The following is a 25,611-nucleotide window of genomic DNA, read 5'->3' on the forward strand; positions in this document are numbered from 1 at the left end:
ATTGCGCGCCCGGCAGGATTCGAACCTGCGACCGGTGGATTAGAAGTCCACTGCTCTATCCGCTGAGCTACGAGCGCTGGCCTAGCCAGCACATCCTAGGCGGTCGTGCCGGACTTGTCGTCCGCCTCGTCCGCGGCGGCCCGCTCCACCACGGCCTCCGCCTCCTCGAGAGCGGTGGCGATGCCCGGTTGATCCTCCGGCGCGGGCGGGATCTCCCGCTCCACAGCGCCCGGGACCGGCAGGAAACCGTCCGCCCAGCGTCCCAGTTCGCGGAACACCTCGGCGCGTACCTCCTTGCCGGAGAGCGTCAGATCGTGCATGCCGCCGTCGAACCGGGCGATCGTCACCAGTGGGCCCAGCCCCGGCGCCCAGCGCACGATGTGATCCACATCAAGCACCGAATCCGTCACCCGGACATCCTCGTGCCAGTCACGCCCCCGGAACGTCCGCGTCGAACAGGCCACCAGCACCGGCACGTCGATCGTCAGACCCGACCGCAGCTTCTGCTGACCCCGGCGGATCGCCTCCAGCCAGCCCATCGTCACCGGGAAACCGAGAATCGGCTTCCACGACAGGTCATAGCTCCACTCACCGTCATGATCACTGTGTAGGCTCTTGCCATACAGACCCAGAGAAGCGACAGGCATCTTCTTGTACGGTGACCGGCCGCTCGCCGCGAGCACCAGGGACATCAACGGGCGGCGCAGCAGCCACGGCAGATTGAAGTCGAAGAACGGACTGTTCAGGAACAGGCCCTCGACCAGCTTCCGGTCGCGGCGCGCATGCGCCCACAGTGCGGTGATCAGACCGCCCGTCGAATGACCGGCCATCAGCACCTGGTCGTGACCGTCGTCCTCCCGGATGATCCGGACCGCCTCGTCCAGCTCCGGGAAGTACTCGGTCAGGCTGCGGGCGAAGTTCGGCGTCTGATGCGGCAGCAGGCTCCGGCCGTACTTACGCAGGTCCAGCGCGTAGAAGTCCCAGCCCTGCTCGACGAAGAAGTCGGCCAGGTGGGTCTGGAAGAAGTAGTCCACGAACCCGTGGACGTGCAGCACGGCCCGCCGCGACGGCGTCTGGGCCCGGCGGCGCACCAGCGTCGCCACCACCGGCCCCTCGTCGTCACTGCCCAGCTCGATGGTGTGCCGCTCGTACGGCCATCCGAGGACGTCGGTCTCCACGCCCACAGGTTACCCATGAGTACTACCGGGAGCGCTATATCAGATCCGTGATCCTCAACGCCCGCCGTCCACAATCCGCCGTCCTCCACAATCGGTCACCGCAAGATCATCACCCGTGACGCAATCTCGAACCCGACCGCAGCACCCACCTCCTCGAGAGGAAGCAACGTCGTGTTCGAAACCAACCTCGCCGTCGTCGGCAACGTCCTCACCGCCCCCGAGTGGCGGCGCACCAACACCGGCAACGCGCTCGTCGCCAACTTCCGGATCGCCTCCACCGCCCGCCGCTTCGACCGCGAGACCGGCCGCTGGATCGACGGCAACAGCCTGCGCGTCCGCGTGACCGCCTGGCGCCGCCTCGCCGAAGGCGTCGCCTCATCCGTCAGCGTCGGCGACCCGATCGTCGTCTACGGGCGCATCTACACCCGCGACTGGGTCGACGACGACAACAACAACCGCGTCTCCTACGAGATGGAGGCCTTCGCCATCGGCCACGACCTGGCCCGCGGCCGCGCCCGGTTCTACCGCAACAAGCCCGCCGCCAACAGCATGATCGAGAACCCCGACACCGACGCCATGATCCGCGGCGAAGCCACCGTCGCCCTCGACGACGACGAGATCCCTGTCGGCTTCGGCGACGGCCTCCCCGAACGCGCCCCCGACGAAGAGGGCCCCACCTTCCTCGAAGTCGTCGCCGGCCTCGCCGACGAGACCGCCGAAGCCGGCGACGAGCCCGAACCGGCCGTTCCCGTCTCCGCCCCGCCCGCCGACACCCGCCGCACCCGGCGCACCACCCGCCGCGAACCCGTCGCGGCCTGAGACCTTTCCCGGCGCCGCCGCCACCGGCCATCGCATCCCTGCGGATGGCCGGCGCGGCGGCACCCGGCGGCCCGACCGGCACCGCAGCCGTCCCCACCCCCGCCCGGGTCGCGGGACGACCGGCCGGGCCGCCGCGGTCCCTCCACGGAACCCCTGCGTGGTCCCCCGAAAGGAGGACGACTACATCAGCGACCCAACGGCACAGATCCGGCCTTACCCCGACATTCATGGATCACCTTCATCGGGACCGACCGATCGGGCCACACGAATCGACCACCAGTCGGAGCGGCCCGGCTGGGCTTCACACACCACCAACCGGCAAACTGAACCCGTGCTGCTGAAGGACATCCGCGCCATTGCGACCGAGACGATGGTGCTATCGCCGGAGGACCAGTCGGCTGAGAACACCAACACCAGCTGGTTCGGCGCCCCGCCGCACGAGCGCCTGGGCCTCTCCGCGGACGAGGTCGTGACCGCGTTCGAAGAGACCGCGGCCGGACTACGGGACCGGGTGGCCGCCCTCGGCCACCGCGGCACCGCCACCTTCTACGTCTGGCACGACGCCATCGCCGGGCAGCTCCGCTGCTCAGCCGGCACGTGCAAACCCAGCGACCTGCCGTTCACCACCGAGTACCACGTCACCGACGACCTGCGCGCCATCGTCGTCGAGTTCCTCGAAGACCGCGCCCCCGGCTCCATCGTCTGGGGCGAGCTCGAACCCGTACCGTTCCCGGACGGCCCCGACGACGAACCCCCGACCCTCGCGGTCTGGGCGTTCGACCTCACCCCGTTCGGCCGCTGACGTGCCGCCACGCCGGGTCGAAGACGTGTCACCACGCCGGGTCGAAGACGTGTCACCACGCCGGGTCGAAGACGTGTCACCACGCCGGGTCGAAGACGTGTCACCACGCCGGGTCGCCGACGTGTTGCCACGCTGGGCGGCTGACGTGCCGCCACGCTGGGCGGCTGACGTGCCGCCACGCTGGGCGGCTGACGTGCCGCCACGCTGGGCCGCCGACGCGGCCGGCCTCATCGCCGGATACCTGCTCGACGCGGCGATCGGAGACCCCCGGCGCCTGCACCCGGTCGCCGGCTACGGCACCGCCGCCGGCGCCCTCGAACGGCGCATCCACCGGCCACACCGCACCGCCGGCACCCTCTTCACCACCATCGCCGTCGGCGTGCCCGTCCTCGCCGGGCTCGCCGCCGGACGCGCCACCCGCAACCACCCGGTCGCCCGATTCGCTCTCACCGCCGCCGCCACCTGGACCGTCCTCGGCGGCCGCACCCTGCGCCGCGAAGCCCGGACCATGGCCCGCCACCTCGACGCCGGCGACCTACCAGCCGCCCGTGGACGGCTCAACCACCTGTGCGGCCGCGACCCGTCCGCACTCGACGAACCCGAACTCGCCCGCGCCACCGTCGAATCCGTCGCCGAGAACACCTCCGACGCCGTCGTCGCACCACTCGTCTGGGGTGCGCTCCTCGGCCCGGCGGGACTCCTCGGATACCGCGCCGCCAACACACTCGACGCCATGGTCGGGCACCGGTCGCCGCGGTACGCCCGGTTCGGGACACCGTCCGCCCGGCTCGACGACCTGCTCAACCTCGGGCCGTCCCGGCTCACCGGGCTGATCACCGTGGCCGTCTCCCCGATCGCCGGCGGGAGACCGAAGGAGACGCTGCGGGTGTGGCGGCGTGACCGCGACGACCATCCGTCGCCCAACGCCGGGCAGTGCGAATCGGCCATGGCGGGGGCGCTCGGGGTGCGACTCGGGGGGAGGAACGTCTATCTCGGACGTAGTGAGACCCGGCCGTTCCTGGGGGACGGGCCCCGGCCGTCGGCCGTGCATCTGCGGCGGGCGGCGCGGATCTCGGGAGCGGTGGGGGCGGTGGCCGTCGTGCTGGCGGCTGCCGGGGCAGCGGCACGAAGCAAGATCACAGCCGGTGGAGGCGGCGGGGGCGGGGCGGGGCCCGAAGGGCCGAGAGTCTCGCGAATCCGGAGAGCTCTGAAAGCGCCACGACCAGCCCGAACGCCGACCACCCCCAGTCGCCGATCATGACCGGCGGCCTCCTGATCGCCGGCACCACCTCGGACGCCGGCAAGAGCGTCCTGACCGCCGGCATCTGCCGTTGGCTGCACCGCCAGGGTGTCCGCGTGGCCCCGTACAAGGCGCAGAACATGTCCAACAACTCGGTGGTCGTCGTGACGGCCGACGGCCGCGGCGGCGAGATCGGCCGAGCCCAGGCCATGCAGGCCGCGGCGTGCGGAATCGCCCCCGACCTGCGTTTCAACCCGGTTCTGCTCAAGCCCGGCAGCGACCGTTCCAGCCAGGTCGTCCTGCTGGGCGAGGCCGTCGACACCGTGACGGCCGGTAACTATCGAACGCTGCGCCCGCGGCTGGCGGAGACGGCCCATGCCGCCCTGGCGGACCTGCGGACCGACTACGACGTGGTGATCTGTGAAGGCGCCGGCAGCCCCACCGAGATCAACCTGCGGGACGGCGATTTCGTGAACATGGGCCTGGCCCGCCGGTTCGGCCTGCCGACGGTGGTGGTCGGTGACATCGACCGGGGCGGGGTGTTCGCCGCGTTCTTCGGCACGCTGGCGCTGCTGTCAGCGGAGGACCAGGATCTGATCTCGGGATTCGTGATCAACAAATTTCGCGGTGACCTGGGGATCCTTCGCCCCGGGCTGGACATGATCACTGCGGCGACCGGACGGCCGGTGTACGGCGTCCTCCCGTTCGACCTGGATGTCTGGCTCGACGCGGAGGACTCTCTCGCGTACGGCAGAGTCCTCGGACGTCCGGGACCGCCTCGCGGGACCGCATGGCTGCGCGTCGCGGTGATCCGGGTCCCGCGGATCTCGAATGCCACCGACGCCGAGGCGCTGGCCGCCGAGCCCGGGGTGCGGGTGCAGTTGACCGTGGAGCCGGCCGAGATCGCCGACGCCGACCTGGTGGTGATCCCCGGTTCGAAGGCCACCGTGAGTGACCTCGCCTGGCTGCGGGAGACCGGCCTGGCCGACGCGATCACCGCCCACGCGGCGGCGGGTAAGCCGCTGCTGGGCATCTGCGGCGGTTTTCAGATGCTCGCCGAGAGCATCCACGACGAAGTGGAGAGCGGTCGCGGAACGGTTCCGGGGCTGGGCCTGCTGCCGGTGGAGATCACCTTCGCGGCCCGCAAGACACTGGCCCGCTCGTCCGGGTCCGGTCTGGGGGAGCCGGTGGACGGCTACGAGATCCATCACGGGTACGTGTCGGCCGGCGCCCCGGAGCCGTTGTTGCGCTACGACGACGGCCGGCCGGAGGGCGCTGTCGCCGGGACCGTCTTCGGCACGCACTGGCACGGGGCGTTCGAGTCGGACGGATTCCGCCGCCGATTCCTGACCGAGGCGGCGCGTCTGGCCGGGCGGCACGGGTTCACGGCCGCCGGGGAAACCCGGTATGCGCAGGTCCGCGAACGTGCCCTGGATGTACTCGGCGATCTCGTCGAGGAGCATCTGGACACCGATGCGCTGTGGCGGCTGATCGAGAAGGGACCCACCTCGGGCCTGCCGTTCCTGCCCCCGGGTGCCCCGTAGGGGTCTTCTCCGGGTCGCCGGCAGGGGACATACGTTGCGTCCCCGGCGTACGTTGGGCGCGGAAGCGCGGCCCGGCGCCGCGGCAGCGGCAGAACGGGGTGAGGCAGATGACGACCGAGGATGACAACCGGCCGGCACGCCGTCGCGTGACCCTGACCGGGATCAGCTCGCGAGCGTGGGAGCATCCGGCCGACCGTGGCGCGCTGTCCGCGCTGCGTGAGTTGCGGGGCTTCGACGACGTGGTGAAGACGTTCTTCGGTATGTGGAACGAGCGGGGTTTCCGGCTCATGTTCCTGGCCGGCGCGATCCGCGTCGACCATCGGCAGTATCCGCGGGTGTTCCAGCTCTTCGCCGAGGCGGGCAGCACGCTCGACGTGGCGGAGCTCCCAGAGCTGTATGTGACGCAGGATCCGCGGATCAACGGGCAGGCGATCGGCCTGGACCGGCCGTTCATCGTGATCAGCACGGGCGCGGTCGACAAGCTCGACGACGACGAGTTGCGTGCCCTGCTCGGTCACGAGATCGGGCACGTGCGCAGCGGTCACGCCGTCTACAAGACGATCATGAGGATCCTGACCGACTGGCTGGCCAACATCAGCTGGCTTCCGGTCGGGGTGCTGGCACTGCGGACGATCATCGCGGCGATGTTCGAGTGGTGGCGTAAGGCGGAGCTGTCCGCCGACCGGGCCGGCCTGCTCGCCGGTCAGGACCCGGCAGCCTCGCTGCGCCTGCTGATGAAGATGGCCGGCGGCGGCGACCTGTCGCAGATCGACACCGCGGCGTTCCTGGAGCAGGCCGCGGAGTATGAGAGCGGCGGCGACCTGCGCGACAGCATCCACAAGATCGGCCTGACCGCGTGGAGCAGCCACCCGGTTCCGGTCGCCCGGGCCTCCGAGCTGCGCAAGTGGATCGACTCGGGGGAGTATGCGCAGATCGTATCCGGCGACTATCCGCGCCGCGACTCGGACGGCGACACGTCGGTCAGCGAGGACGTGAAGGCGGCGGCCAAGGCGTACCGCGAAGACTTCACCAACTCGCAGGATCCGCTGGTCGGGCTGGTGCGGCGGTTCGGCGGCGGTGCCGCCGACCTGGCCGGGACGGCCGCCGGCAAGGCCTATGGCTGGGCCAGCGAGGCGGCCCGACGTGGGCGCCGCGACAACAGCGAAGAGGGTACGCCGGACGCATGATCCACCGGTCGGGCCGGAAACCTGTCACCACTCCGGCCTACGATCGGCGGCATGAGCCTGAGTGAATCCGATCTGCGCGCCGCGATCCGGCGCGAGATGCCCGGTGTCCGCGCCGACCTGGAACGGCTGGTGCGGATCCCGGGTGTCGCCTTCGAAGGTTTCGACCACTCGCACGTGGAGCGGTCCGCGGAGGCGGTCGCCGAGCTGTTGCGTGACTGCGGGCTCGACACCGAGATCGTGCGCCACGGCGGCCAGCCGGCTGTGATCGGCCGGAAAGCGGCCCCGGCCGGAGCTCCGACCGTCCTGCTGTATGCGCATCATGACGTGCAGCCGGCCGGCGACCCGGCGTTGTGGACGAGCGATCCGTTCGAGCCGGTCGAGCGTGACGGCCGCCTCTACGGCCGTGGTGCGGCTGACGACAAGGCGGGTGTGATGGCGCACGTCGCGGCGTTGCGCGCGTTCGGCGACCGGCTTCCGGTCGGTGTCGTCGTGTTCGTCGAAGGCGAGGAGGAGTATGGCTCCGACTCCCTCGACACGATCATCCACGAGCACCTGGAGGAGCTGCGCTCCGACGTGATCGTGATCGCCGACTCCGGTAACTGGGATATCGGGCAGCCCGCGCTGACCACCTCTCTGCGCGGTCTGGTCAACCTGTTCGCCGAGGTCAGGGTGCTGAAGAGTGCCGTGCACAGCGGCATGTTCGGCGGCCCGGTGCCGGATGCGCTGATCACCCTGGCACGTCTGCTGTCGACCCTGCACGACGACGACGGCGAGGTCGCGGTGGCCGGTCTGGTCGGCCGTGAGGGCGCGAGCGTCGACTACCCGGCCGACCGGTTCCGGCACGAGGCCGGGATCCTCGACGGTGTCGAGCTGATCGGCAAGGGCACGATCACCGACCGGATCTGGACCAAGCCGTCCGTCTCGGTGCTCGGCATCGACGCCCCGCGCACCCTGGAGGCGGCGAACGCGTTGCAGCCCACCGCCAAGGCGAAGATCAGTGTGCGGCTGGCGCCCGGCGAGGACCCGAAGTCGGCGTTCGAGGCGATCCGTGCGCACCTGGAGAAGAACGTGCCGTGGGGCGCGAGCCTGGAGGTGACGCTGGAGAGCGACGGCTCCCCGTGCGTGATCGACGCGACGGGTCCGGTGTATGACGCGGCCCGTGCCGCCTTCCGCGCCGCGTGGGACGGTACCGACCCGGTGGACATGGGTGTCGGCGGGTCGATCCCGTTCATCGCCACCTTCCAGGAGCTCTTCCCCGGCGCCGCGATCCTGGTGACCGGCGTCGAGGACCCGTATTCGGCGGCGCACGGACCGGACGAGAGCCTGCACCTGGGCGAGTTCGAGCGGGTCTGTGTGGCCGAGGCACTGCTGCTCAAGAACGTTGCGGAGACTCTGACGAGGTAGGAAACGGGGTGGCCGATGGCCGAGCTCTCTTGTGAGGTCCTCGTGGTGGGCGCCGGTCCGACCGGGCTGATGCTCGCCAACTGGCTGACCAGGCTCGGGGTGCAGGTGATCGTCGCGGACGGCAAGGACGGCCCGACGGCGGAGTCCCGCGCGCTCGTCGTACAGGCGCGCAGCCTGGAGATCTACGACCAGCTCGGCATCGGCGACCAGGTTCTCGAGGCCGCGCACCGGGCCGAGGCGCTTGCGCCCGGCTTCGGTGCGCGGTCCTTCGGGCGGATTCCGCTCGGCCGGCTCGGCGCGCGCCTGACGCCGTACCCGTTCATCGAGGTGCTGGAGCAGAGCCGCAACGAGGAGATCCTCTACGACAACCTGCGGAAACTCGGCGGCGACGTGTTCTGGGAGTCGCCGGTGACCGCGGTCGTGCAGACCGACGACGGCGTCGAGGCGAAAGTCGGGAACCACACGGTGCGGGCCCGGTTCTGCGTGGGCTGCGACGGGGCGAACTCGGTGGTCCGCAAGGCCCGCCGGATCGACTTCGAGGGGGTCACCAACCCGCACCGCTTCTTCGTGCTGGACGCGATCGGGGCCCGGGGCCTGGTTCCGGAGGCGGTCAACGTCCGGCCGGAGCGGACCGATTTCCTGCTCGGCTTCCCGATGCGGGGCGAGGGTCGCTGGCGGCTGATCGGCCTGGTCCGGGACACCGACGGGGACGGCGACCTCGACGAGGAGGACGCCCGCGAGCGGCTGCTGCGCACCTACGGCGTCACCTACGAGCGGGCCCGCTGGTTCGCCACCTACCGGGTGCATCACCGGGTCGCCGCGGCCTTCCGGGACGGCCCGTTCTTCCTGGCCGGGGACGCCGCCCACGTACATTCGCCGGTCGGTGGCCAGGGTATGAACACCGGCCTCCAGGACGCACACAACCTCGCCTTCAAACTCGCCGACGTGCTGCGCGGCACCCGCCGCGACGGCTGGCTGGATCGCTACGAGGCGGAACGCCGTCCGGTCGCCCGCAAACTCGTCGCCACCACCGACCGGCTTTTCAACATGATCACCTCGACGCGGCTGCCGGTCCGGGTGCTGCGGCGCCTCGTCGTCCCGCTGGTCGCCCCGATCGCGGTGCGCCTGCTCCCCGGCTCGTCCGGCGGCTCCCGCCTGTTCCAGTACATCGCGCAGATCCGCATCCACTACCGCCTCGACCCGAACGCCAAGCCGACGAGCCCACGCGACCCGGTGATCGGGCGGCGCCTGCCCTGGACCGGCGACAACCATGTGGTGCTACGCGCGGCCTGCTGGCAGATCCATGGGTACGGCGAGGTCGGCGTCTCCGACGCGCCCGACCTCGGGATTCCGGTCCACGTCTTCCCGGCGGTCCTCGGAACGGGCTTGCGACCAGGCCTCTTCTACCTGGTGCGGCCGGACGGCTTCGTCGCCGCGAGCGCCGCACCGGCCGACGCCGACACGCTGTTCCGGCATGCCCTGGGTAGGTGAATTTCGATGTCCACAGGGTGGATCAGCGCTCGCGGAGGCGATCATTCCTGTTAGGATTCGAACATGCGTTCGATTGCCTCGCCTGCACCGAACATGCCTGCAACCAACAGGCCTGCCACGCAGCTCTCCGCTGCGCTGGCCGGTCGCGCGGCCCGGGTGACCCCCGCCGGCCCACGTGACTCGCTCGACCGGCTTCGCACACGCGACCGGATCGAGTCGATCGCCCGGCTCCGCGCCGCGGCCCGCGCCCTCGGCGACGTCGACGTCTCCGGGTGGGACGACGCCACCCTCACCGACCACCTCGACGATCTCTCCAGAGTCCTCTGCACGCTCGACGCCGAGCTGGCCCGGGTCGCCGACGCGGTCCGCGCCCGCGGCTTCCGCATCGAGGAGCCCAAAGCCGCATGACGCCGACCCCAAACCCAGGATCAAGATCCGACAACTTCCCGGGGGGTACGGGGTGAGCACTCCCGTCCCGATCCCGCCCCCACCACGCTTCTCACACCCGGCTCCTCAGCGGGCATGGCTTCCGCACTGGTCGCCCATGGTTTCGTCGTGCGTCTACGGGGCACCAGACGGCGTGATCGGCTGCCAGGATGGAGATCGTGCGGTTCCTTGACATAGCAGCCACCTCGGCAGCCGTCGCCGCGACCTCGGGCCGCAAGGCGAAGATCGAGCTGCTCGGCGCGGCGTTGCGGCGCCTCGGCCCCGGCGAGATCGTCGCCGGGGCCGCCTACCTTGCTGGTGAACTGCGGCAACGGCAGACCGGTGTCGGCTACGCCTCGTTGCGTGACCGGCCCGAGCCCGCAGCCGAGGCGACCTTGACCGTGGCGGCGGTCGACGCGGCGATCGCGGAGATCTCCGCCGTCTCCGGCACCGGATCGCAGGCCCGCCGTAAACAGCTCCTCGGCGCACTGTTCGGCGCGGCCACGGCCACGGAGCAGCTGCTGCTCATCGGCCTGTTCGGCGGCGAGCTGCGCCAGGGGGCCCAGGCCGGCCTCCTGGCCGAGGCGATCGCCGCCGCAGCCGAGGTGCCGGCCACCACGGTCCGGCGCGCACTGCTGCTCTCCGGCGACCTGAAACTCGTCGCCGAGGCGGCCCTGACCGGTGGCGCCGCCGCCCTGGCCCGGATCCACCTGCGCGTCGGCACACCGCTGAGCCCGATGCTGGCGAGCAGCGCCCCCGACGTCGCGGCCGCCCTCCTCGCCACCGGCTCACCCGCGGTCGTCGACACCAAACTCGACGGCATCCGCATCCAGGTGCACCGTTCCGGCGACGACGTGGCCGTCTTCACCCGGAGCCTCGACGACATCACCGCCCGGCTGCCCGAAGTGGTCGCCCAGGTCCGGGCGATGCCACTGCGCGAGGTGATCCTCGACGGTGAGGCCATGCTCCTCGACGAGTCCGGCCGCCCCCGCCCGTTCCAGGAGACCTCCAGCCGCGCCGCGACTCGAGGAGCCCGCACAGCCACGCGCCGAACGCCTCCGGCGAGCAGCAAGGCCCCTGCTCCCGCCGGGTCGCCTACTTCGAGCGAGTCTGCCGCTCTAGCCGGGTCGCCCGTCTCGATGGGGGCGACCGTCCCGACGGTGTCGCCCGCCCCGGGCGGGTCTTCCCTCGTGGCCGGCGGCGAGCCCGGTGGGAGCGACGGTGCTTCTGCTGTCCGCGGTGGCGCCGGTTCCGTTCAGGCCGGGCGCGCCGGTGATGCGTCGGTGAGTGGCCTCCGGCCGTACTTCTTCGATCTTCTTCATCTGGACGGGGTCGACCTGCTCGACGAACCCGGCCGGGTCCGCTGGGCCGCCCTCGCCGAGACCGTCCCCGCGGCCGCGACAGTCGGCCGGTCGATAGCCGAAACCGAGGAGCAGGCGGCAGCCGCGTTCGCCGCAGCCCTGGCAGCCGGTCAGGAAGGCGTCGTGATCAAGGATCCGGAGACGCCCTACGACGTCGGCCGTCGTGGCTCCGCCTGGGTGAAGGTGAAACCCCGCCACACCCTCGACCTGGTCGTCCTCGCCGTCGAGTGGGGCCACGGCCGCCGCCACGGCTGGCTGTCCAACCTGCATCTGGGCGCCCGGGACCCGCAGACCGGGGGTTTCGTCATGCTCGGCAAGACCTTCAAAGGCCTCACCGACGAGCTGCTCCGCTGGCAGACCGAACGCTTCAAGGAGCTGGCCGTCGCCGACAACGGCTGGGGAGTGACCGTCCGCCCCGAACAGGTGGTGGAGATCGCCTTCGACGGCGTCCAGACCTCACCCCGCTACCCCGGTGGTGTCGCCTTGCGGTTCGCCAGGGCCCTCCGCTACCGGGACGACAAGTCCGCCGACGAAGCCGACACCCTCGACACGGTCCGCGCCATCGGGGCTGGCCACCCACCGCCACCGTCCTGAGCGCTTCGGCTCGTCGGCGGTTTCGTCGCCGTCATCCATAATCCGGCGGGCCGCCCGGTCCGGCTTGGGTTCGGTCCGGCTCGCCTTCGGTCCGGCTCGCCTTCGGTCCGGCTCGCCTTCGGTCCGGCTTGCCTTCGGCCCGGCTTGCTGGCCCGGATTGCCTCCGGCCCGAATTGCCCCCGGCCTGGGTTGCCCCGGGTCGGCGGGAGCGTTCCTAAACTCCCTCGGCTGCTACAGGGCGGCGAGGCTCCGGATGTAGTTGACCTGCTGGTTGATGGCGGCCACATCGTCTTCGTGCTGGACCGGGACGCGAGCGACGTACTGATGCTGCCCGCTCGTCACGGTGACATTCACGGTGCCCTGCGCGACCGGCTCCTTGAACAGCAGCAGGAACAGGCTCAGCCCGGCGGTGAAACAGATGCCGCCGAAGGCCACGATCTTCGCCCACGTCGGAGTACGCCGCTGGCTGAGCCAGTGATCGGTGACCAGCCATCGGGAACCGGCCAGCGGCAGATCTCCCACCGGCGTGAGTACTAACGTGGAGGTGATCTGCATCTCGGCGATCTCCACGATCACCGGCCCGGACGGCTCCGGCATCGCCAGGTTCTCCGGCGAGCCCGGCGTCGCGGACGCGGCCGGGGGCGACGGCGTGCCCCACGGATCACCCGACGGGAAGGTCATGCCCGCGACATTAATCGGCGCCGCCCTCTGTCGCGAGGCGACGCTCGCACACCGCGCCGCTCGCCGTCACCGACATAGCCGCCGGAAGCGGCCGACCCCACGGCAGAGGGACGGTGCCCGGAAAGCTAATTGGTCCCGGCCTCGGCGGCTTTGCGATCTGCCGCTGCGACGCGGTCCGCGCTTGCGGTGGCTTTCCGGTCCGCTGCTGCGACACGGTCGGTGGTCTCAGCGGCTTTGCGATCCGCTGCTGCGACGCGGTCCCCGCTCGCGGTGGCTTTCCGGTCAGCTGTTGCGACCCGGTCCCGGCTGTCGGCGTCGGCGACCCGATCCCGTGGGCGGGCCGCCGCCGCTTTGACCGGCCGGGCGCCGCCGGACGCCTCCTGAGCCTCACGGCGGGCCTGCCAGCCGAACAGGACGAAGACCATGCCGGCGAAGATCCACCACTGGACGGCGTAGCCGCCGTTCTGCCACGAGTCCTCATGCGGGATGGGGACCGTCACGAAGGCGGGGTCGGCCGCCGGGGTCTGCTCGGTCAGAAGCACATACGCCCCGTACACCGGAAACGGCAGCTCGCCCGCCAACCGAGGCACGCTGATACGGCGCGTGTCAAGGCGGCCGTCGCGGCGTTCCACCGGAGCGGGTCGACTTTCCGACAGGTGTACCTGGCCGACGACCGTGACACGGCCGGTGGGGGCGGCGGGCACCTCGGGTGATTCGAGGGCCCCACCGGGCGGCGCGGGCACCCAGCCCCGGTCCACGAGAACGGCCGTCCCGTCGTCGAGGATCAGCGGGGTGACGATCTCGAAGCCGACCTCGCTGCCGACCGTCCGCCCCCGGGCCTGGATCTCGTTGGCCGGGTCATAGCGGCCGCTCACGGTCACCTTTGTCCAGGCCAGGCCCTCGCCGGGATCAGGGCCGGGAGTGCCGGCCACGGTCGGAGCGGTGAGCACCTCGGTCAGCGGGACGGCCGCGACGGCATTGGCGTTGTCGATCCGGGTATTGATGCCGGTGCGTTCCCGATAACGATCCAGCTGCCAGTTGCCGAGCATGACCATGACCACCGAGGCGACGATCGTGAGCGCGGCGGCACCCAGCCAGCGCGGGGTCAGCAGGAACCGGTACACCCCCTGAGGCTACCTGGCGAAGCGGTGGCTCCGGCCGCAGCCAGGTAGTCTGCGACATCCGGCAGTCGATAGAACACGTGGCGGCCGCCTGCGGAAACTTCGGGGGAGACATTGATCACCGCCCAGCCTCGTCTGGTCGTGAGCGCGCCGTCATCAGGTCACGGCAAGACGGCGATCGCCGTGGGACTGCTCGCCGCCCTCAGTGGCCGGGGCGTCCCGACGGCGGGTTTCAAGGTCGGCCCGGATCACACCGACGCGGCGTACCTCGGTCTTGCGGCCGGCCGGCCCGGTCGCAACCTGGACCCGCGCCTGGTCGGTGCGCAGCGTGTCGCGCCGCTCTTCGCCCACGGGGCCTCCGGCGCCCAGGTCGCCGTCATCGAGGGCGCGATGGGCCTGTTCGACAGTCTCACCGGCCAGCCCGAGATCGACGGCACCGCCTCCGTCGCCGCCGCCCTCCGCGCACCGGTGGTCCTGGTCGTCGACGTCGCCGCGATGGGCCATTCGCTGGCCGCGCTGGTGCACGGCTTCCGGATGTTCGACGAGATGGTGCACCTCGGCGGCGTGATCCTGAACCGGGTCGCCTCGGACCGGCACGAGCAGATGCTGCGCAGCGCCATGGACGACATCGGCATGCCGGTCCTCGGCGCCCTGCACCGCGGTGACCTGCCCAACGCCCTACCGGCCCGCACCCACGGCCTGGTCCCGGTGGCGCACCAGACCGTCGAGGCGGGACGTGCGGTGCGCCGCCTCGGCGAGGCGGTCGCCGGTTCCCTCGACATCGAGCGCCTGGTGGCGCTCGCCTCGTCCGCGCCGCCGATCCCCGGCCCCATCTGGACACCGGCCGAGGCGGCCGGCGACCAGCAGTTCGATTACCGGCCGGTGATCGCCCTGGCCGGGGGCCAGGGCGCCCCCTACACCTATGTGGAGACGGCCGAGCTTCTCGCCGCCGCCGGCGCCGACGTCGCGGTGGTCGATCCGCTGCGCGACGAGGCACTGCCGCCGGGCACGCGCGCCTTGGTGGTGGGTGCCGGACTTCCCGAGGGGTACGCCGAAGAGCTCTCCGCCAACCGCCGGCTCTGCGCGGCCGTCGCCCAGTTCGCCCGGGACGGCTGGCCCGTGATCGCCGAGGGCGTCGCCCTGCCCTGGCTCGGCCACGAGTTGGACGGGCGCCCGATGTGCGGCGTGCTGGACGCGACCGCCACCACCGCCGAGCAGACCGTCGCCGGTTATCGGGAGGCCACCGCCCCCGGCACGTCGGTACTGGCCCCGGCCGGCGCCCGGATCACCGGCTACAAGCAGCACCGCGCCGTCGTCACGCCGCGTGCCGGCGCCACCCCTGCCTGGACCTGGTCGGGGGGCAACCCCGAGGGTTTCGTCTGGCGCCAGGTGCACGCCTCCCAGCTCGGCCTGCACTGGGCCGCCGCCCCGGAGATCGCCCGCCGCCTGGTCGCCGCCGCCCACGCCGGCCCGCCCGGCGCCGCCGGCCCGCAGAACCAGCCCGGCTCGCACAACTCTGCCGGCCCGCAGAGTCAGCCCGGTCCGCACGGTTCTGCAGGCTCGCACAACTCTGCCGGCTCGACCGGTTCGCAGGGCGCCGGCCAGCCGGGCTCGATGCCGCCGGGAGTGCCGTCCGGCCCTCCGGCGGGGGTGCCGGTGGGGCCGCCGTCCGGCCCTCCGGATGGAATGCCGTCCGGTCCGCCCGCCGGCCACCCGGCGCCGCCGCAGAGCGTTCCCGTCGGCCAGGCCATGCCGTCCGGCCCGAGCTCTCCGGGCGTCCTGCCGGGCCAAGGCTCCCCGGGTGTCCCGCTCGGCTCGCCGCCCGGCATGCTGCACGACCCCGGTTCGGTGCCGCCTGGCCAGCCGATTCCCGGTTCCGGGATCCCGGGCGCAGGCGGTCCGGGTGGGGGGAACCCGGCACCCGGCTCCGCGAATCCCGGTTACGTCTCCTCGGGCCAGCCCATGTCGCCGGGTATGTCCGGCCGTCAGGGCCCCGGCGCTCAGCAGCCGTTGTCCGGTCAGGTGCTGCCGCCGCTCCCGGGTTACCACGGCCATTCGTCAAACGACAGCCAGCCGCCCCTGATGGGACAGGTGCTGCCACCCCTGCCCGGGTACCACGCCCAGTCCGCCAACCACGGCCAAGCCGACTTCCACGGCCAAGCCGACTTCCACGGCGATGCGGGCGGCCATGGCCAGTCTGATTCACACGGCCAGTCCGACTTCCACCAGTCCGCCGGTCACAGTCAGTCCGACTATCCCAGCCAGTCGGGCTTCTTCGGCCCGCCGGACTTCCGTGAGCCCGCGGGTGACCGGGGCCAGGCTGAGTACCAGGGTCCGCCGGACTTCCAAGGGCAAGACGATGGCCGGGCCCCGTCGGATTCCCACGATCGAGGCGGCTTCCAAGGCCAGTCGGACTTCCACCATCCCGCCGGCCACGGTCCGTCCGATTTCCAGGGCGCGGGGAGTGGCCAGGGCCCGTCCGACTTCCAGGGGCGGGCGGGCGGTCACGGCCAGTCCGATTCTCATGGCCAGGTGGGCGGCCACGGCCAGTCCGACCTCCATGGCCAGGTGGGCGGCCACGGGGCCTCCCACTTCCATCACCAGGCGGATGGCCGGGGTCAATCCGACTTCCGTGGACACATGGATGGCCCCGGGCAGTCCCACTTCTCCGGTCAGCCGGGTGGGCGTGGTCAGTCCGACTTCTCCGGGCAGATGGGCGGCCACGGGCAGTCCGACTTCCCCGGTCAGCCGGGTGGGCGTGGTCAATCCGACTTCCCCGGCCAGATGGGTGGGGCTGGTCAGTCCGACTTCCCCCGTCAGGCGGGTGGGCGCGGCCAGTCTCAGTTCCCCGGGCAGGCGGGTGGCCACGGTCAGCCGGAGTATCACGGGCAGCCGGCGGGGCCGGGGACGGGCAGGCCGGCGGGTCCCGGGCAACACCCCGGCCAGGGAACGTCGAACGGTCCTGACGGTCACACCGTCGACCTTTCCGTGCACACCTGACCGATCCCGGTCGCCGGAAGCGGCCCAGCGTGCGAAAGGTCGTTTCGCCGCCTCCGAAATTGTCGTACCCCCCTCGTACCGTGAGGTCTACGACAACCGAAGGAGGAGACCGTGGCCGACCGCGTGCCGCTGGATTTCGACCCGCCGGTTCGTCAGATCAGAGCGTTGCTGCTGGGTGTCGACGACCGGGATCTCGCCGCGCCGACCCCCTGCCCCGACTGGCCGGTCGCGGCCCTGCTCGATCATCTGATGGGCCTGTCCGTGGCCTTCACGATGGCCGCCCGCAAGCGCGCCGGTGTCCCCGGCATCGACGGCCCGCCCCCACAGCCCTCGGCCGGGCATCTGTCTCCACATTGGCGCAGCCGCCTGCCGGTGCTCCTCGCCGAGCTCAGCATCGCCTGGCGCGATCCGGGCGCCTGGACCGGCACGGCACAGGCGGGCGGTGTGACCCTGCCGGCCACCGCGATGGGTGCCTTCGCGATGAACGAGTTGATCATGCATGGATGGGATCTCGCCCGTGCCACCGAGCAGGACTATGCGGCCGATCCCCGGGTCTTGGAGGTCCTGATCGAGTTCCTCGGTCAGGGTTCGGCCGAGGGCACTCCCGGCCTGTTCGGTCCCCGCGTCCCGGTCGACCCCGAGGAAGACCTCTTGACCAGGACCATCGGTCTGGCGGGCCGAGACCCGCGCTGGCGACCACCCCGCCGCCGCCCCGTCCCGACCCGCGCCGCGACAGGCGCCTGACGCCGCTCGTCCCGGCCCGTGCGGCAAGGGACGCGCTTGGCGCGGGTTCCGTCCGTGCTGCGAGAGGTGCCTGACGCGGATTCGGTCCGTGCTGCAAGGGTTGCCTGGCACGGGGTCCGTTGGGCACCGGCAAGTGCGTCGACATCCCGGTTCGGCGTTGAACGCTGCGAGGCGGCGAGGCGTTGAAGGCGGCGAGGCGGCGGGACGGGACGGTCGGGCCGGGAGAGACGGTGACGGGCCGCCGACCGGGCACGAGGCGCGGTGGCGGCCCATCGGGCGGCTACCAGACGTACTTGTCGGTGGGCGGTTTGAAGTCCTCGCGCGGTTGGCCTCTGAGGGCGTCCCGCAACGTCTGGGCGACCGTGTACTTCGACATCGTCGAGCGCCCCACCCCGACCAGGTGTTCCGGATTGTCGGGGTCGGCGACGAAGGCCGCCGCCGCCAGCTGCGGGGTGTATCCGCTGAACCAGGCGGTCTTGTTGCCGTCGGTGGTGCCGCTCTTGCCGGCGACCGGCCGCCCGAGCGTGCCGTAGACCATGGAGGAGGTGCCCCAGCCGCCGCAGCCGCCGCGGGCCGAGCCGTATCCGGTGACGCAGCGGGCCGCGTCGGTGGCGGCTCGGGCGACGTTCACCTTGATCTCCTGGCGGCAGCGGGGCTCGGCGATGAGCCGGTCCTGGTGAAGGGCGTGGGAGCCGTCGGGGTTGCGGATGCTCAGGACGGGCATCGGTTCGCAGTGTCTTCCTTCGGCGGCGAGGGTGGCGAAGACGTTGGCCATTTCGACGGGGGTGGCGTCGCTGACGCCGAGGGTGAAGGCGCCCCAGCCGGAGGCGTGCTCCTTGGTGGCCAGTTTCCGGTCGATGTCGGTGCGCCAGCGGAGCCCGAGCCGTTCGGCCATGCGGACCGCCTTCTCGGCGCCGACGCGCTGTTCGAGCTGGACGAAGTAGGTGTTGACCGATTTGCCGAAGCCGGTCCACATGTTCTGGGTGCCGGTCATCGACGCGCTGGAGTTCTTGGGGCACCAGTAGATGCCGCAGGTGGCGGGCCCGGGGGCGGTGATGTAGCGGGTGACGAACCGTTGCGGTGAGTAGAAGGAGGTGGACAGCGGCAGGCCTTCTTCGAGGGCGGCCAGCATCGTGAAGATCTTGAACGTGGATCCGGCCTGGTATCCGGCCATGTCGCCGCCGCCGAGCAGCGGGTTGACGGTGTTCGGGTAGTTGCCCTTGACGTCGTCGTCCTGCCGCCAGTCGCTGTGCCGGCCGTTCTTCTCCTGGTCCAGGGAGTAGGTGCGGTTGACCGCCATGCTGAGTACCCGGCCGGTGCCGGGCTGCACGACGACCTGGCCGTGGGCGATGGCGCTACTGCGCCTCTCCTTCTCCAGGACGTGGCCCATCGCGTACCGCTGGATTCTGGGGTCGATGGAGGTGACCACCCGGTAGCCGCCGCGTCGCAGGCGCTCCTCGCGTTCCACCGGGGTTCGGCCGAAGGCCGGCTGTTCGCGCCACCAGTTGATGAAGTAGTCGCAGAAGAAGCCCCAGTCGTTGTGTTTGGGGGCGACCGAGATGCAGCCGTTCGGGGGCGTACTCAACTTGAGTTTGATCTTGGACTTCTTGGCGGAGGCGGCCTGCTCGGCGGTGATCGCGTTGTTCTTCAGCATCTGGTCGATCACGTAGTTGCGCCGTTCCAGGGCGGCCTTCTGGTTCTTGGTGGCCGGGTCGTAGGCGGACGGCGCCTTGACCAGTCCGGCGACGAGCGCCGCCTCGGTGAGGGTGAGGTCGCGCGGCGCCTTGGAGAAGAAGATCTGGGAGGCGGCGAAGATGCCGTAGGCGCGGTGCCCGTAGTAGGCGGCGTTGAGGTACCGCTCGAGGATCTCCTCCTTGCTGAGCCGCTGTTCGACCTCGATGGCGAGCCGCATCTCGCGGAGTTTGCGGGCGGCGGTCTGCTCGGTGGCCTCCAGAGCCTCCTGCGGGGTGCGCGCGCTGTCCCGCAGCGCCATCCGGACGTACTGCATGGTGAGCGTGGACGCGCCCTGGGAGACGCCGCCGGCTTTCTGGTTGGCGACGAACGCACGGGCCACGCCCTTGGCGTCGACGCCGTTGTGCTCGTAGAAGCGGGAGTCCTCGGAGGCGACGATCGCCTTGATCACGTACGGCGACATGTCTTTGAGGGCGATGTGTTTGCGGTGCTCCTCGTAGAACATCGTGAGCAGGGTCTTGCCGTCGCCGGCGTAGACGTAGGTGGTCTGTGCCGGTGGGAGTTCGGTGAGTTGTTCGGGCATGTTCTCCAGGGCTTCGGCGCCCGCCTTGACTCCCATGCCGGCCAGTGCGGCGAACGGGTAGGACAGGCCGGTGATGACCAGTCCCGCGATGAGACCGGCCCGGATCAGGAGGGCGACTCTTCCGGCTACGGTGGGAGGTCGGTTCGTCACTCTTTGAAGGTATGACAAAGGGCCTCATGTTCGGACGGAACGGCCGAACTCAGGCGGGCCGTCCCGTCCGGCATGCTGGGCGCATGAGTTTCGACCTCGATCATCACGGCGACGCCGAGGTGGGTGCGGGCCTGATCGATCTCGCGGTCAACGTGCGGCACCAGCGGATGCCCGACTGGCTGGCCGGGCCGATCGCGGAGTCACTGGGCGCGCTGTCGGCGTACCCGGACGAGCGCAAGGCCACCGCGGCCGTCGCCGCCCGGCACCGTCGGGATCCGGCGGAGGTCCTGCTCACGGCCGGTGCGGCACAGGCGTTCGTGCTGCTCGCCCAGGCGCTGCGCGATGCCCGCCGGCCGGTGGTGGTGCATCCGCAGTTCACCGAGCCGGAGGCCGCGCTGCGCAACGCCGGCCACCGGGTCGAGCGGGTGATCCTGCGTGAGGCGGACGGCTTCCGGCTCGATCCGGCCCTGGTCCCGGACGACGCCGACCTGGTCTTCGTGGGCAATCCGACCAATCCGACGTCGGTGCTGCATCCGGCTGCCGACGTGGCGAAACTGGCCCGTCCGGGACGGGTGCTGGTGGTCGACGAGGCGTTCGCCGACACCACCTTCCGGCCGGGGGTGCCGGGTGAGCCCGAATCCCTGGCCGAGCGCCGTGACCTGCCCGGTCTGGTGGTGCTGCGCAGCCTGACCAAGACGTGGGGACTGGCCGGCCTGCGGATCGGCTACGCGCTCGGCCCGGCCGATCTGCTGCGGCGGCTGGCCGCCGCGCAGCCCCTCTGGGCGGTCTCCACGCCGGCGCTCGCCGCGGCGAGCGCGTGCGCCTCGCCGGTCGCCGTCGCCGCGGAACGCGACATCGCCGCGGCCCTCGCGGCCGAGCGCGCCCATCTGGTGGAACGGCTGCGGCGAGTGCCGAGCGTCACGGTTCCCGGCGATCCGGCGTCCGCATTCGTTCCGGTACGCCTCCCCGGTGCCGATCAGATCCGCGCTGACCTGCGCGAACGTGGCTACGCGGTGCGCCGTGGCGACACCTTCCCGGGGCTGGGTGCGGATTGGCTGCGGATTGCGGTGCGCGACACTGCCACCACAGACCGATTCGTGCAGACTCTGAGCGAAGTGATCGAGGAGCGACCGTGACGCTGGAGACCACCCTGGCGGCCATCCGGCCGGCCGACGCCGAGGCGATGACCGCGGCCCGCGACCTACAGGCCCGTCTGACCAAGCCGGCCGGCTCGCTGGGCGCGCTGGAGGAGTTGTCGGTGCGCCTGGCCGGCCTGTCCGGGGTGTGCCCACCGCCGCTGCCCGAGCCGGCCACGGTCGCGGTCTTCGCCGGTGACCACGGGGTGCACGCCCAGCGGGTGAGCCCGTGGCCGCAGGAGGTCACCGCACAGATGGTGGCGAATTTCGTGGCCGGCGGTGCCGTGGTCAACGCGTTCGCCCGGCAGACCGGCGCCGACGTCATGGTGGTCGACGTCGGGGTGGCGATCCCGCTGCACGGCGGGCCGAACCTGCTGGACGCGAACGTGCGGCGCGGCACCCGGGACATGACCGTGGGCCCGGCACTGACCCGCGAGGAGACCCTGGCCGCGATCGAGGTCGGTGTCCGGGTCGCCGAGACGCTCGTCGAGCAGGGCGCGAGAGCGCTGCTCACCGGCGACATGGGGATCGCCAACACGACGCCCGCGGCCGCGCTGATCGCGGCCTTCACCGGTACGTCGGCGGGTGTGGTCACCGGCCGCGGCACCGGTATCGACGACGACACCCTCGCCCACAAGGTCGACGTGGTCACCGCCGCGCTGGAACGGCACACCCCGGACCCGGCCGACCCGCTGGGCGTGCTCGCCGCGGTCGGGGGCCTGGAGCACGCCGCGCTGACCGGGTTCATCCTCGGTGCCGCCGCGTGCCGGGTGCCGGTGATCATCGACGGCGTGATCGCCGCCTCGGCCGCCGTCGCCGCCGCGGCGTTCGCCCCCGACTCGGTGGCCGCGATGGTCGCCGGGCACCGTTCCGCCGAGCCGGGTGCCTCGGTGGCGCTCGCCCATCTCGGTCTGGAGCCGCTGCTCGACCTGGGCATGCGCCTCGGCGAGGGCAGCGGAGCGGTGCTGGCCCTGCCCGTCGTGCAGGCCGCGGTGCGCGTGCTGCACGAGGTGGCGACGTTCGACTCGGCGGGAGTGTCGGAGAAATGAGCGCGGGAGTGCGGGAGAAATGAGCGCGGGAGTGTCGGAGAAATGAGCATCTACCCCCTTGGCCTGCGGCTGGAGGGCCGTCGCGTGCTGGTCGTCGGCGGTGGCTCGGTCGCCACCCGCCGGGTGCCGGCCCTGATCGCCGCGGGTGCCCGGCTCGAGATCGTCTCCCCGGAGCTCACCCCCACCCTGCAGGGGCACGTCGACGCCGGCCGGGCGGTCTGGACGCCGCGGCGCTTCGAGCCCGGCGACGTCGAGGGTGCCTGGGTGGTCCATGTCGCGATCGACGACCCGGAGGCGGCGGCCCAGGTCAGCGTGGCGGCAGAGCAGAATCGGATCTTCTGTGTACGAGCGGACGACCGCGACGCCGCTACCGCCTGGACCCCGGCCGTGACCCGGCACGGTCAGGTCACCGTGGCGGTCACCGACGGTGGTGACCGCCGCCGTGCGATGGCGGTCCGCGACATGGTGGCGAACGTCCTGGAGGCCTCCCCGCCGGCCGCACCCGAGCTCAAGGGCGTGGCCCTAGTCGGCGCCGGCCCCGGCGACCCCGAGCTGATCACCGTGAAGGGCCGCCGGCTGCTCGCGGCCGCCGACGTGGTGGTCGCCGACCGGCTGGTTCCCGGCATGCTCCTCGGCGACCTGCGCCCCGAGGTGGAGCTGATCGACGCCGCCAAGATCCCCTACGGTCCGCAGGCCGCCCAGGAGGAGATCAACCGGATCCTGGTGGACCGGGCGACCCAGGGGAAGTTCGTGGTCCGGCTCAAGGGCGGCGACAACTTCGTCTTCGGCCGCGGCGGTGAGGAGGCGCTGGCCTGCGCCCAGGCCGGTGTGCCGGTGGTCGTGGTGCCCGGCGTGACCAGTTCGATCGCTGCTCCCGCGCTGGCCGGGATCCCGGTCACCCACCGGGGGGTGGCGCACGAGTTCACCGTCATCTCCGGGCACATCCCACCGGACCACCCGGACTCGCTCGTCGACTGGTCCGCCCTGGCCCGGCTGCGCGGCACCCTCGTGGTGATGATGGGCCTGAAGAACCTGCCGCTGATCGCCGAGCGGCTGATCGCCGAGGGCCGTTCCGCGGACACCCCGGTCGGTGTGGTCCAGGAGGGGTCGACGGCCCACCAGCGGTCGTTGACCAGCACGCTCGGGGCGGTCGCGGGGGAGACCACGGCGGCCGGCATCCGGCCACCCGCGGTCGTGGTGATCGGCGAGGTCGTCGCGGTGGGGGAGCAGTTCACCCCGGTCGCGGGCTGATCGGCGCAGACCGTCCGTACCAGCCGCACGCAGTGACGCCGGGCCGATTTCGGCCCGGCGTCCTCTCGGTGACCTCAGTCCTCTTCGACGCCGAGTTCGTCGAGGAACGAGCGTGCCCAGCGGGCCACGTCGTGGGTGCGCAGATGCCGCTGCATCACCCGCATCCGCCGTTTCAGCTCGGACGGCTCGGCGCCGACCGCACGCAACAGCGCGTCTTTGACCCCGTCCGGGTCGTGCGGGTTGCACAGGAACGACTGCCGCAGCTCGGTGGCCGCACCGGCGAACTCGCTGAGCACCAGTGCGCCGCCGCTGTCGCCGCGGCAGGCGATGTACTCCTTGGCGACCAGGTTCATGCCGTCACGCAGCGGGGTCACCATCATCACGTCGGCCGCCGCATACATCGCGGCCAGTTCCTGCTTGTCGACCGACTGGTGCAGGTAGTGCACGGCCGGCGTGCCGACCCGGCCGAACTCGCCGTTGATCCGGCCGACCTCGCGCTCCACCTTCACCCGCAGGGTCTGGTAGTGCTCGACCCGCTCCCGGCTGGGCGTGGCGACCTGGATCATGACCGCTTCACCGACGTTGAGCTTGCCGTCGGCGAGCAGCTCCCGGAACGCCTTGAGGCGCAGCTCGATGCCCTTGGTGTAGTCGAGCCGGTCGACACCGAGGATCACCGTCTTCGGATCGCCCAGCTCGGCGCGGATCTGCTTGGCCCGCGCCTGCACCGACGGATCGGCGGCGAGCCGCTCCATCTCGGCGGTGTCGATGCTGATCGGGAACGCCCCGGCCTTCACCTTGCGCCCGTCGACCTGGATCGACTGGCCCTCGTAGCGCAGGCCGAGCAGGTGCCGGGCCAGGCGGACGAAGTTCTGGGCGGCCAGCCGCTGCTGGAAGCCGACCAGGTCGGCGCCGAGCAGACCGCGCAGGATCTCGGCCCGGAACGGCATCTGCATGAACAGCTCGATCGGCGGGAACGGGATGTGCAGGAAGAACCCGATCTTCAGGTCGGGACGCATCTCCCGGAGCATCGACGGGACCAGCTGCAACTGGTAGTCCTGCACCCAGACGGTGGCGCCCTCCGCGGCCACCTCCGCCGCGGCCTGGGCGAACCGGTGATTGACCACCCGGTACGTCTCACGCCAGCGCCGTTTGTAGACCGGGGTCTCGACGGCGTCGTGGTAGAGCGGCCAGATGGTCGCGTTGGACTGACCCTCGTAATAGCGTTCCAGCTCCTCGTCGCTGAGCGGAACCGGGTGGATGTGGATGCCTTCGAGGTCGAACGGTTCGGGTGCCTCACCCGAACCACCGGCCCATCCGATCCAGGTGCCCTGATGCTCGACCAGGACCGGATGCAGGGCTGTGACCAGGCCGCCCGGACTGGGCCGCCACTGCTTCTCACCGTCCGGCGTAGTGACCTCGTCCACGGGCAGACGGTTGGCGACGACGACGAAGGAACTTCGTTGGGCCACGCTGAGTACACCTCCGAGTGGTTTCTGTTCCCAACGTGAGCCTACTGTGTGTAAGCTCTCGCTTTCTCACCGGCTCCGGCTTCACCGCCGTGATCGACGGTGATGGACCCGGTCGGGACGGGGTGCCATTCTGTGCCGGTGACCCCGCTTGATGATCATTCCCAGCGACGGCAACCTTTGTTCTTTCCTGTGGTGATTGCCACGGCGCTGCTCGCGATCATCGGTCTGATCGGCGGTTATCTGCTCTCCGAACGGCGCGGCGTCACCCGCCCGGACCCGGACGCGACCGCGGGACTCCTCCCGACCGGTCAGGCGTGCCTGGACCGTACCCAGAAGATGGGTGCTCAATTCGGAGCCGACGGAGAATTACGGCAGGTCCTGCGGGTACGGACGGAGAGCCGGGCGGTCGTCTGGGTCTGTCAGGACGCCGGCGGCACTCTCTACTACCACGCCAACAAGGGCGGCGCGGAGGCTCCGTGGGTGGAGAACCAGACCGCGTTGTTCCTGGCCCACGTGCAGTACGACGGTGTCGGCGCCTTCACCGCCACGGCGACGGACGGGGCCACCTTCACGGTCAGTTCCACCCGGCTCGTCATCACGCACCGGGACGGCACGGTCGAGGAGCAGGACGTCGTCCAGGATTGAAGTGCCCGGGGTTGCCGTTGGGCGCGGCCGTGCCGGGTGGAAAG

The 25,611-nt window shown here is 71.2% G+C and carries 19 protein-coding genes, 1 tRNA gene and 1 pseudogene; 15 read left to right on the plus strand and 6 right to left on the minus strand.

From position 1 onward, the window contains the following. Positions 1 to 4: 4 nt before the first annotated feature. Both BC793_RS23495 and BC793_RS23500 read right to left on the minus strand, forming a co-directional pair. Positions 5 to 77: transfer RNA gene (locus tag BC793_RS23495), tRNA-Arg, on the minus strand. An 18-nt stretch (positions 78 to 95) separates the two neighbouring features. Then, positions 96 to 1,178, minus strand: a complete 1,083-nt coding sequence (locus tag BC793_RS23500) for an alpha/beta hydrolase (RefSeq protein WP_109595848.1) — start codon at positions 1,176 to 1,178, stop codon at positions 96 to 98. A gap of 171 nt (positions 1,179 to 1,349) precedes the next feature. Between BC793_RS23500 and BC793_RS23505 the strand changes: the two genes are divergently transcribed. The 9 genes from BC793_RS23505 (at position 1,350) to BC793_RS23545 (ending at position 12,046) form a co-directional block, all read left to right on the plus strand. Then, a complete protein-coding gene (locus BC793_RS23505; RefSeq protein ID WP_109595658.1) occupies positions 1,350 to 1,997 on the plus strand; it encodes a single-stranded DNA-binding protein in 648 nt (215 codons plus the stop codon). Between the two features lie 331 nt (positions 1,998 to 2,328). Further along, positions 2,329 to 2,799, plus strand: coding sequence for a hypothetical protein (locus BC793_RS23510; RefSeq protein WP_239170257.1), 471 nt, complete (start codon positions 2,329 to 2,331; stop codon positions 2,797 to 2,799). A 193-nt stretch (positions 2,800 to 2,992) separates the two neighbouring features. Next, complete coding sequence (locus tag BC793_RS23515) at positions 2,993 to 4,060, plus strand: cobalamin biosynthesis protein (protein ID WP_109595660.1); 1,068 nt, start codon at positions 2,993 to 2,995, stop codon at positions 4,058 to 4,060. Then, on the plus strand, positions 4,057 to 5,583 hold the full coding sequence (locus tag BC793_RS23520; protein WP_109595662.1) for a cobyric acid synthase: 1,527 nt from the start codon (positions 4,057 to 4,059) through the stop codon (positions 5,581 to 5,583). The genes BC793_RS23515 and BC793_RS23520 overlap by 4 nt, the downstream gene beginning before the upstream one ends. Before the next feature lie 107 nt (positions 5,584 to 5,690). After that, positions 5,691 to 6,770 carry a M48 family metallopeptidase gene (locus BC793_RS23525; RefSeq protein WP_109595664.1) on the plus strand — a complete coding sequence of 360 codons (1,080 nt, stop codon included), beginning with the start codon at positions 5,691 to 5,693 and terminating at the stop codon, positions 6,768 to 6,770. Between the two features lie 57 nt (positions 6,771 to 6,827). Then, on the plus strand, positions 6,828 to 8,174 hold the full coding sequence (locus BC793_RS23530; protein ID WP_170167268.1) for a dipeptidase: 1,347 nt from the start codon (positions 6,828 to 6,830) through the stop codon (positions 8,172 to 8,174). Between the two features lie 15 nt (positions 8,175 to 8,189). Continuing rightward, positions 8,190 to 9,665, plus strand: coding sequence for an FAD-dependent monooxygenase (locus tag BC793_RS23535; protein WP_109595668.1), 1,476 nt, complete (start codon positions 8,190 to 8,192; stop codon positions 9,663 to 9,665). 219 nt (positions 9,666 to 9,884) lie between these two features. Further along, on the plus strand, positions 9,885 to 10,073 hold the full coding sequence (locus BC793_RS23540) for a hypothetical protein (RefSeq protein WP_249037389.1): 189 nt from the start codon (positions 9,885 to 9,887) through the stop codon (positions 10,071 to 10,073). Positions 10,074 to 10,261: 188 nt separating this feature from the next. Beyond that, positions 10,262 to 12,046 carry an ATP-dependent DNA ligase gene (locus BC793_RS23545; RefSeq protein ID WP_239170252.1) on the plus strand — a complete coding sequence of 595 codons (1,785 nt, stop codon included), beginning with the start codon at positions 10,262 to 10,264 and terminating at the stop codon, positions 12,044 to 12,046. 231 nt (positions 12,047 to 12,277) lie between these two features. Here the strand turns inward: BC793_RS23545 and BC793_RS23550 are convergent, their stop codons facing one another. Continuing rightward, positions 12,278 to 12,727 carry a hypothetical protein gene (locus BC793_RS23550; protein ID WP_109595670.1) on the minus strand — a complete coding sequence of 150 codons (450 nt, stop codon included), beginning with the start codon at positions 12,725 to 12,727 and terminating at the stop codon, positions 12,278 to 12,280. Positions 12,728 to 13,038: 311 nt separating this feature from the next. Continuing rightward, positions 13,039 to 13,851 (minus strand): annotated as a pseudogene (locus BC793_RS23555) (SURF1 family cytochrome oxidase biogenesis protein); the annotation flags it as partial. A 138-nt stretch (positions 13,852 to 13,989) separates the two neighbouring features. Here BC793_RS23555 and BC793_RS52705 point away from each other — a divergent pair. Together BC793_RS52705 and BC793_RS23570 are read left to right on the plus strand one after the other, a co-directional pair. Then, on the plus strand, positions 13,990 to 16,848 hold the full coding sequence (locus BC793_RS52705; protein ID WP_307784582.1) for a cobyrinic acid a,c-diamide synthase CobB: 2,859 nt from the start codon (positions 13,990 to 13,992) through the stop codon (positions 16,846 to 16,848). A gap of 111 nt (positions 16,849 to 16,959) precedes the next feature. Then, positions 16,960 to 17,592 carry a TIGR03086 family metal-binding protein gene (locus tag BC793_RS23570; protein WP_109595673.1) on the plus strand — a complete coding sequence of 211 codons (633 nt, stop codon included), beginning with the start codon at positions 16,960 to 16,962 and terminating at the stop codon, positions 17,590 to 17,592. A 280-nt stretch (positions 17,593 to 17,872) separates the two neighbouring features. Here BC793_RS23570 and BC793_RS23575 read toward each other — a convergent pair whose 3' ends face one another. Further along, positions 17,873 to 20,017, minus strand: coding sequence for a transglycosylase domain-containing protein (locus tag BC793_RS23575; protein WP_109595675.1), 2,145 nt, complete (start codon positions 20,015 to 20,017; stop codon positions 17,873 to 17,875). A gap of 83 nt (positions 20,018 to 20,100) precedes the next feature. Between BC793_RS23575 and cobC the strand changes: the two genes are divergently transcribed. Genes cobC through cobA form a run of 3 tightly spaced genes read left to right on the plus strand, consistent with a single transcriptional unit; the run spans position 20,101 to position 23,453 of the window. Beyond that, a complete protein-coding gene (gene cobC / locus BC793_RS23580; RefSeq protein WP_109595677.1) occupies positions 20,101 to 21,153 on the plus strand; it encodes an Rv2231c family histidinol phosphate aminotransferase CobC in 1,053 nt (350 codons plus the stop codon). Then, on the plus strand, positions 21,150 to 22,202 hold the full coding sequence (gene cobT, locus BC793_RS23585) for a nicotinate-nucleotide--dimethylbenzimidazole phosphoribosyltransferase (protein ID WP_109595679.1): 1,053 nt from the start codon (positions 21,150 to 21,152) through the stop codon (positions 22,200 to 22,202). The genes cobC and cobT overlap by 4 nt, the downstream gene beginning before the upstream one ends. Before the next feature lie 42 nt (positions 22,203 to 22,244). Then, positions 22,245 to 23,453, plus strand: coding sequence for a uroporphyrinogen-III C-methyltransferase (gene cobA, locus BC793_RS23590; protein WP_109595681.1), 1,209 nt, complete (start codon positions 22,245 to 22,247; stop codon positions 23,451 to 23,453). Between the two features lie 74 nt (positions 23,454 to 23,527). On the opposite strand, the gene BC793_RS23595 is transcribed toward cobA, so the two are convergent. Next, positions 23,528 to 24,922, minus strand: coding sequence for an alpha,alpha-trehalose-phosphate synthase (UDP-forming) (locus BC793_RS23595; RefSeq protein ID WP_109595683.1), 1,395 nt, complete (start codon positions 24,920 to 24,922; stop codon positions 23,528 to 23,530). Between the two features lie 189 nt (positions 24,923 to 25,111). Here BC793_RS23595 and BC793_RS23600 point away from each other — a divergent pair, with 189 nt between their 5' ends. Further along, positions 25,112 to 25,567: a hypothetical protein gene (locus BC793_RS23600; protein WP_239170251.1), complete on the plus strand. Its 456-nt coding sequence runs from the start codon at positions 25,112 to 25,114 to the stop codon at positions 25,565 to 25,567. The last annotated feature ends 44 nt before the right edge of the window (positions 25,568 to 25,611 follow it).

Origin of the sequence: Actinoplanes xinjiangensis (assembly GCF_003148685.1) — a bacterium.
GTDB classification, from domain to species: domain Bacteria; phylum Actinomycetota; class Actinomycetes; order Mycobacteriales; family Micromonosporaceae; genus Actinoplanes; species Actinoplanes xinjiangensis.

What these genes read in the sequence shown, in the direction of transcription:
- BC793_RS23520 (WP_109595662.1), top strand. Translation starts at nt 4,057, where the DNA reads ATGACCGGCGGCCTCCTGATCGCCGGCACCACCTCGGACGCCGGCAAG.
- BC793_RS23535 (WP_109595668.1), top strand. Translation starts at nt 8,190, where the DNA reads ATGGCCGAGCTCTCTTGTGAGGTCCTCGTGGTGGGCGCCGGTCCGACC.
- BC793_RS23550 (WP_109595670.1), bottom strand. Translation starts at nt 12,727, where the DNA reads ATGACCTTCCCGTCGGGTGATCCGTGGGGCACGCCGTCGCCCCCGGCC.
- cobC (WP_109595677.1), top strand. Translation starts at nt 20,101, where the DNA reads ATGAGTTTCGACCTCGATCATCACGGCGACGCCGAGGTGGGTGCGGGC.
- BC793_RS23525 (WP_109595664.1), top strand. Translation starts at nt 5,691, where the DNA reads ATGACGACCGAGGATGACAACCGGCCGGCACGCCGTCGCGTGACCCTG.
- BC793_RS23545 (WP_239170252.1), top strand. Translation starts at nt 10,262, where the DNA reads ATGGAGATCGTGCGGTTCCTTGACATAGCAGCCACCTCGGCAGCCGTC.
- cobA (WP_109595681.1), top strand. Translation starts at nt 22,245, where the DNA reads ATGAGCATCTACCCCCTTGGCCTGCGGCTGGAGGGCCGTCGCGTGCTG.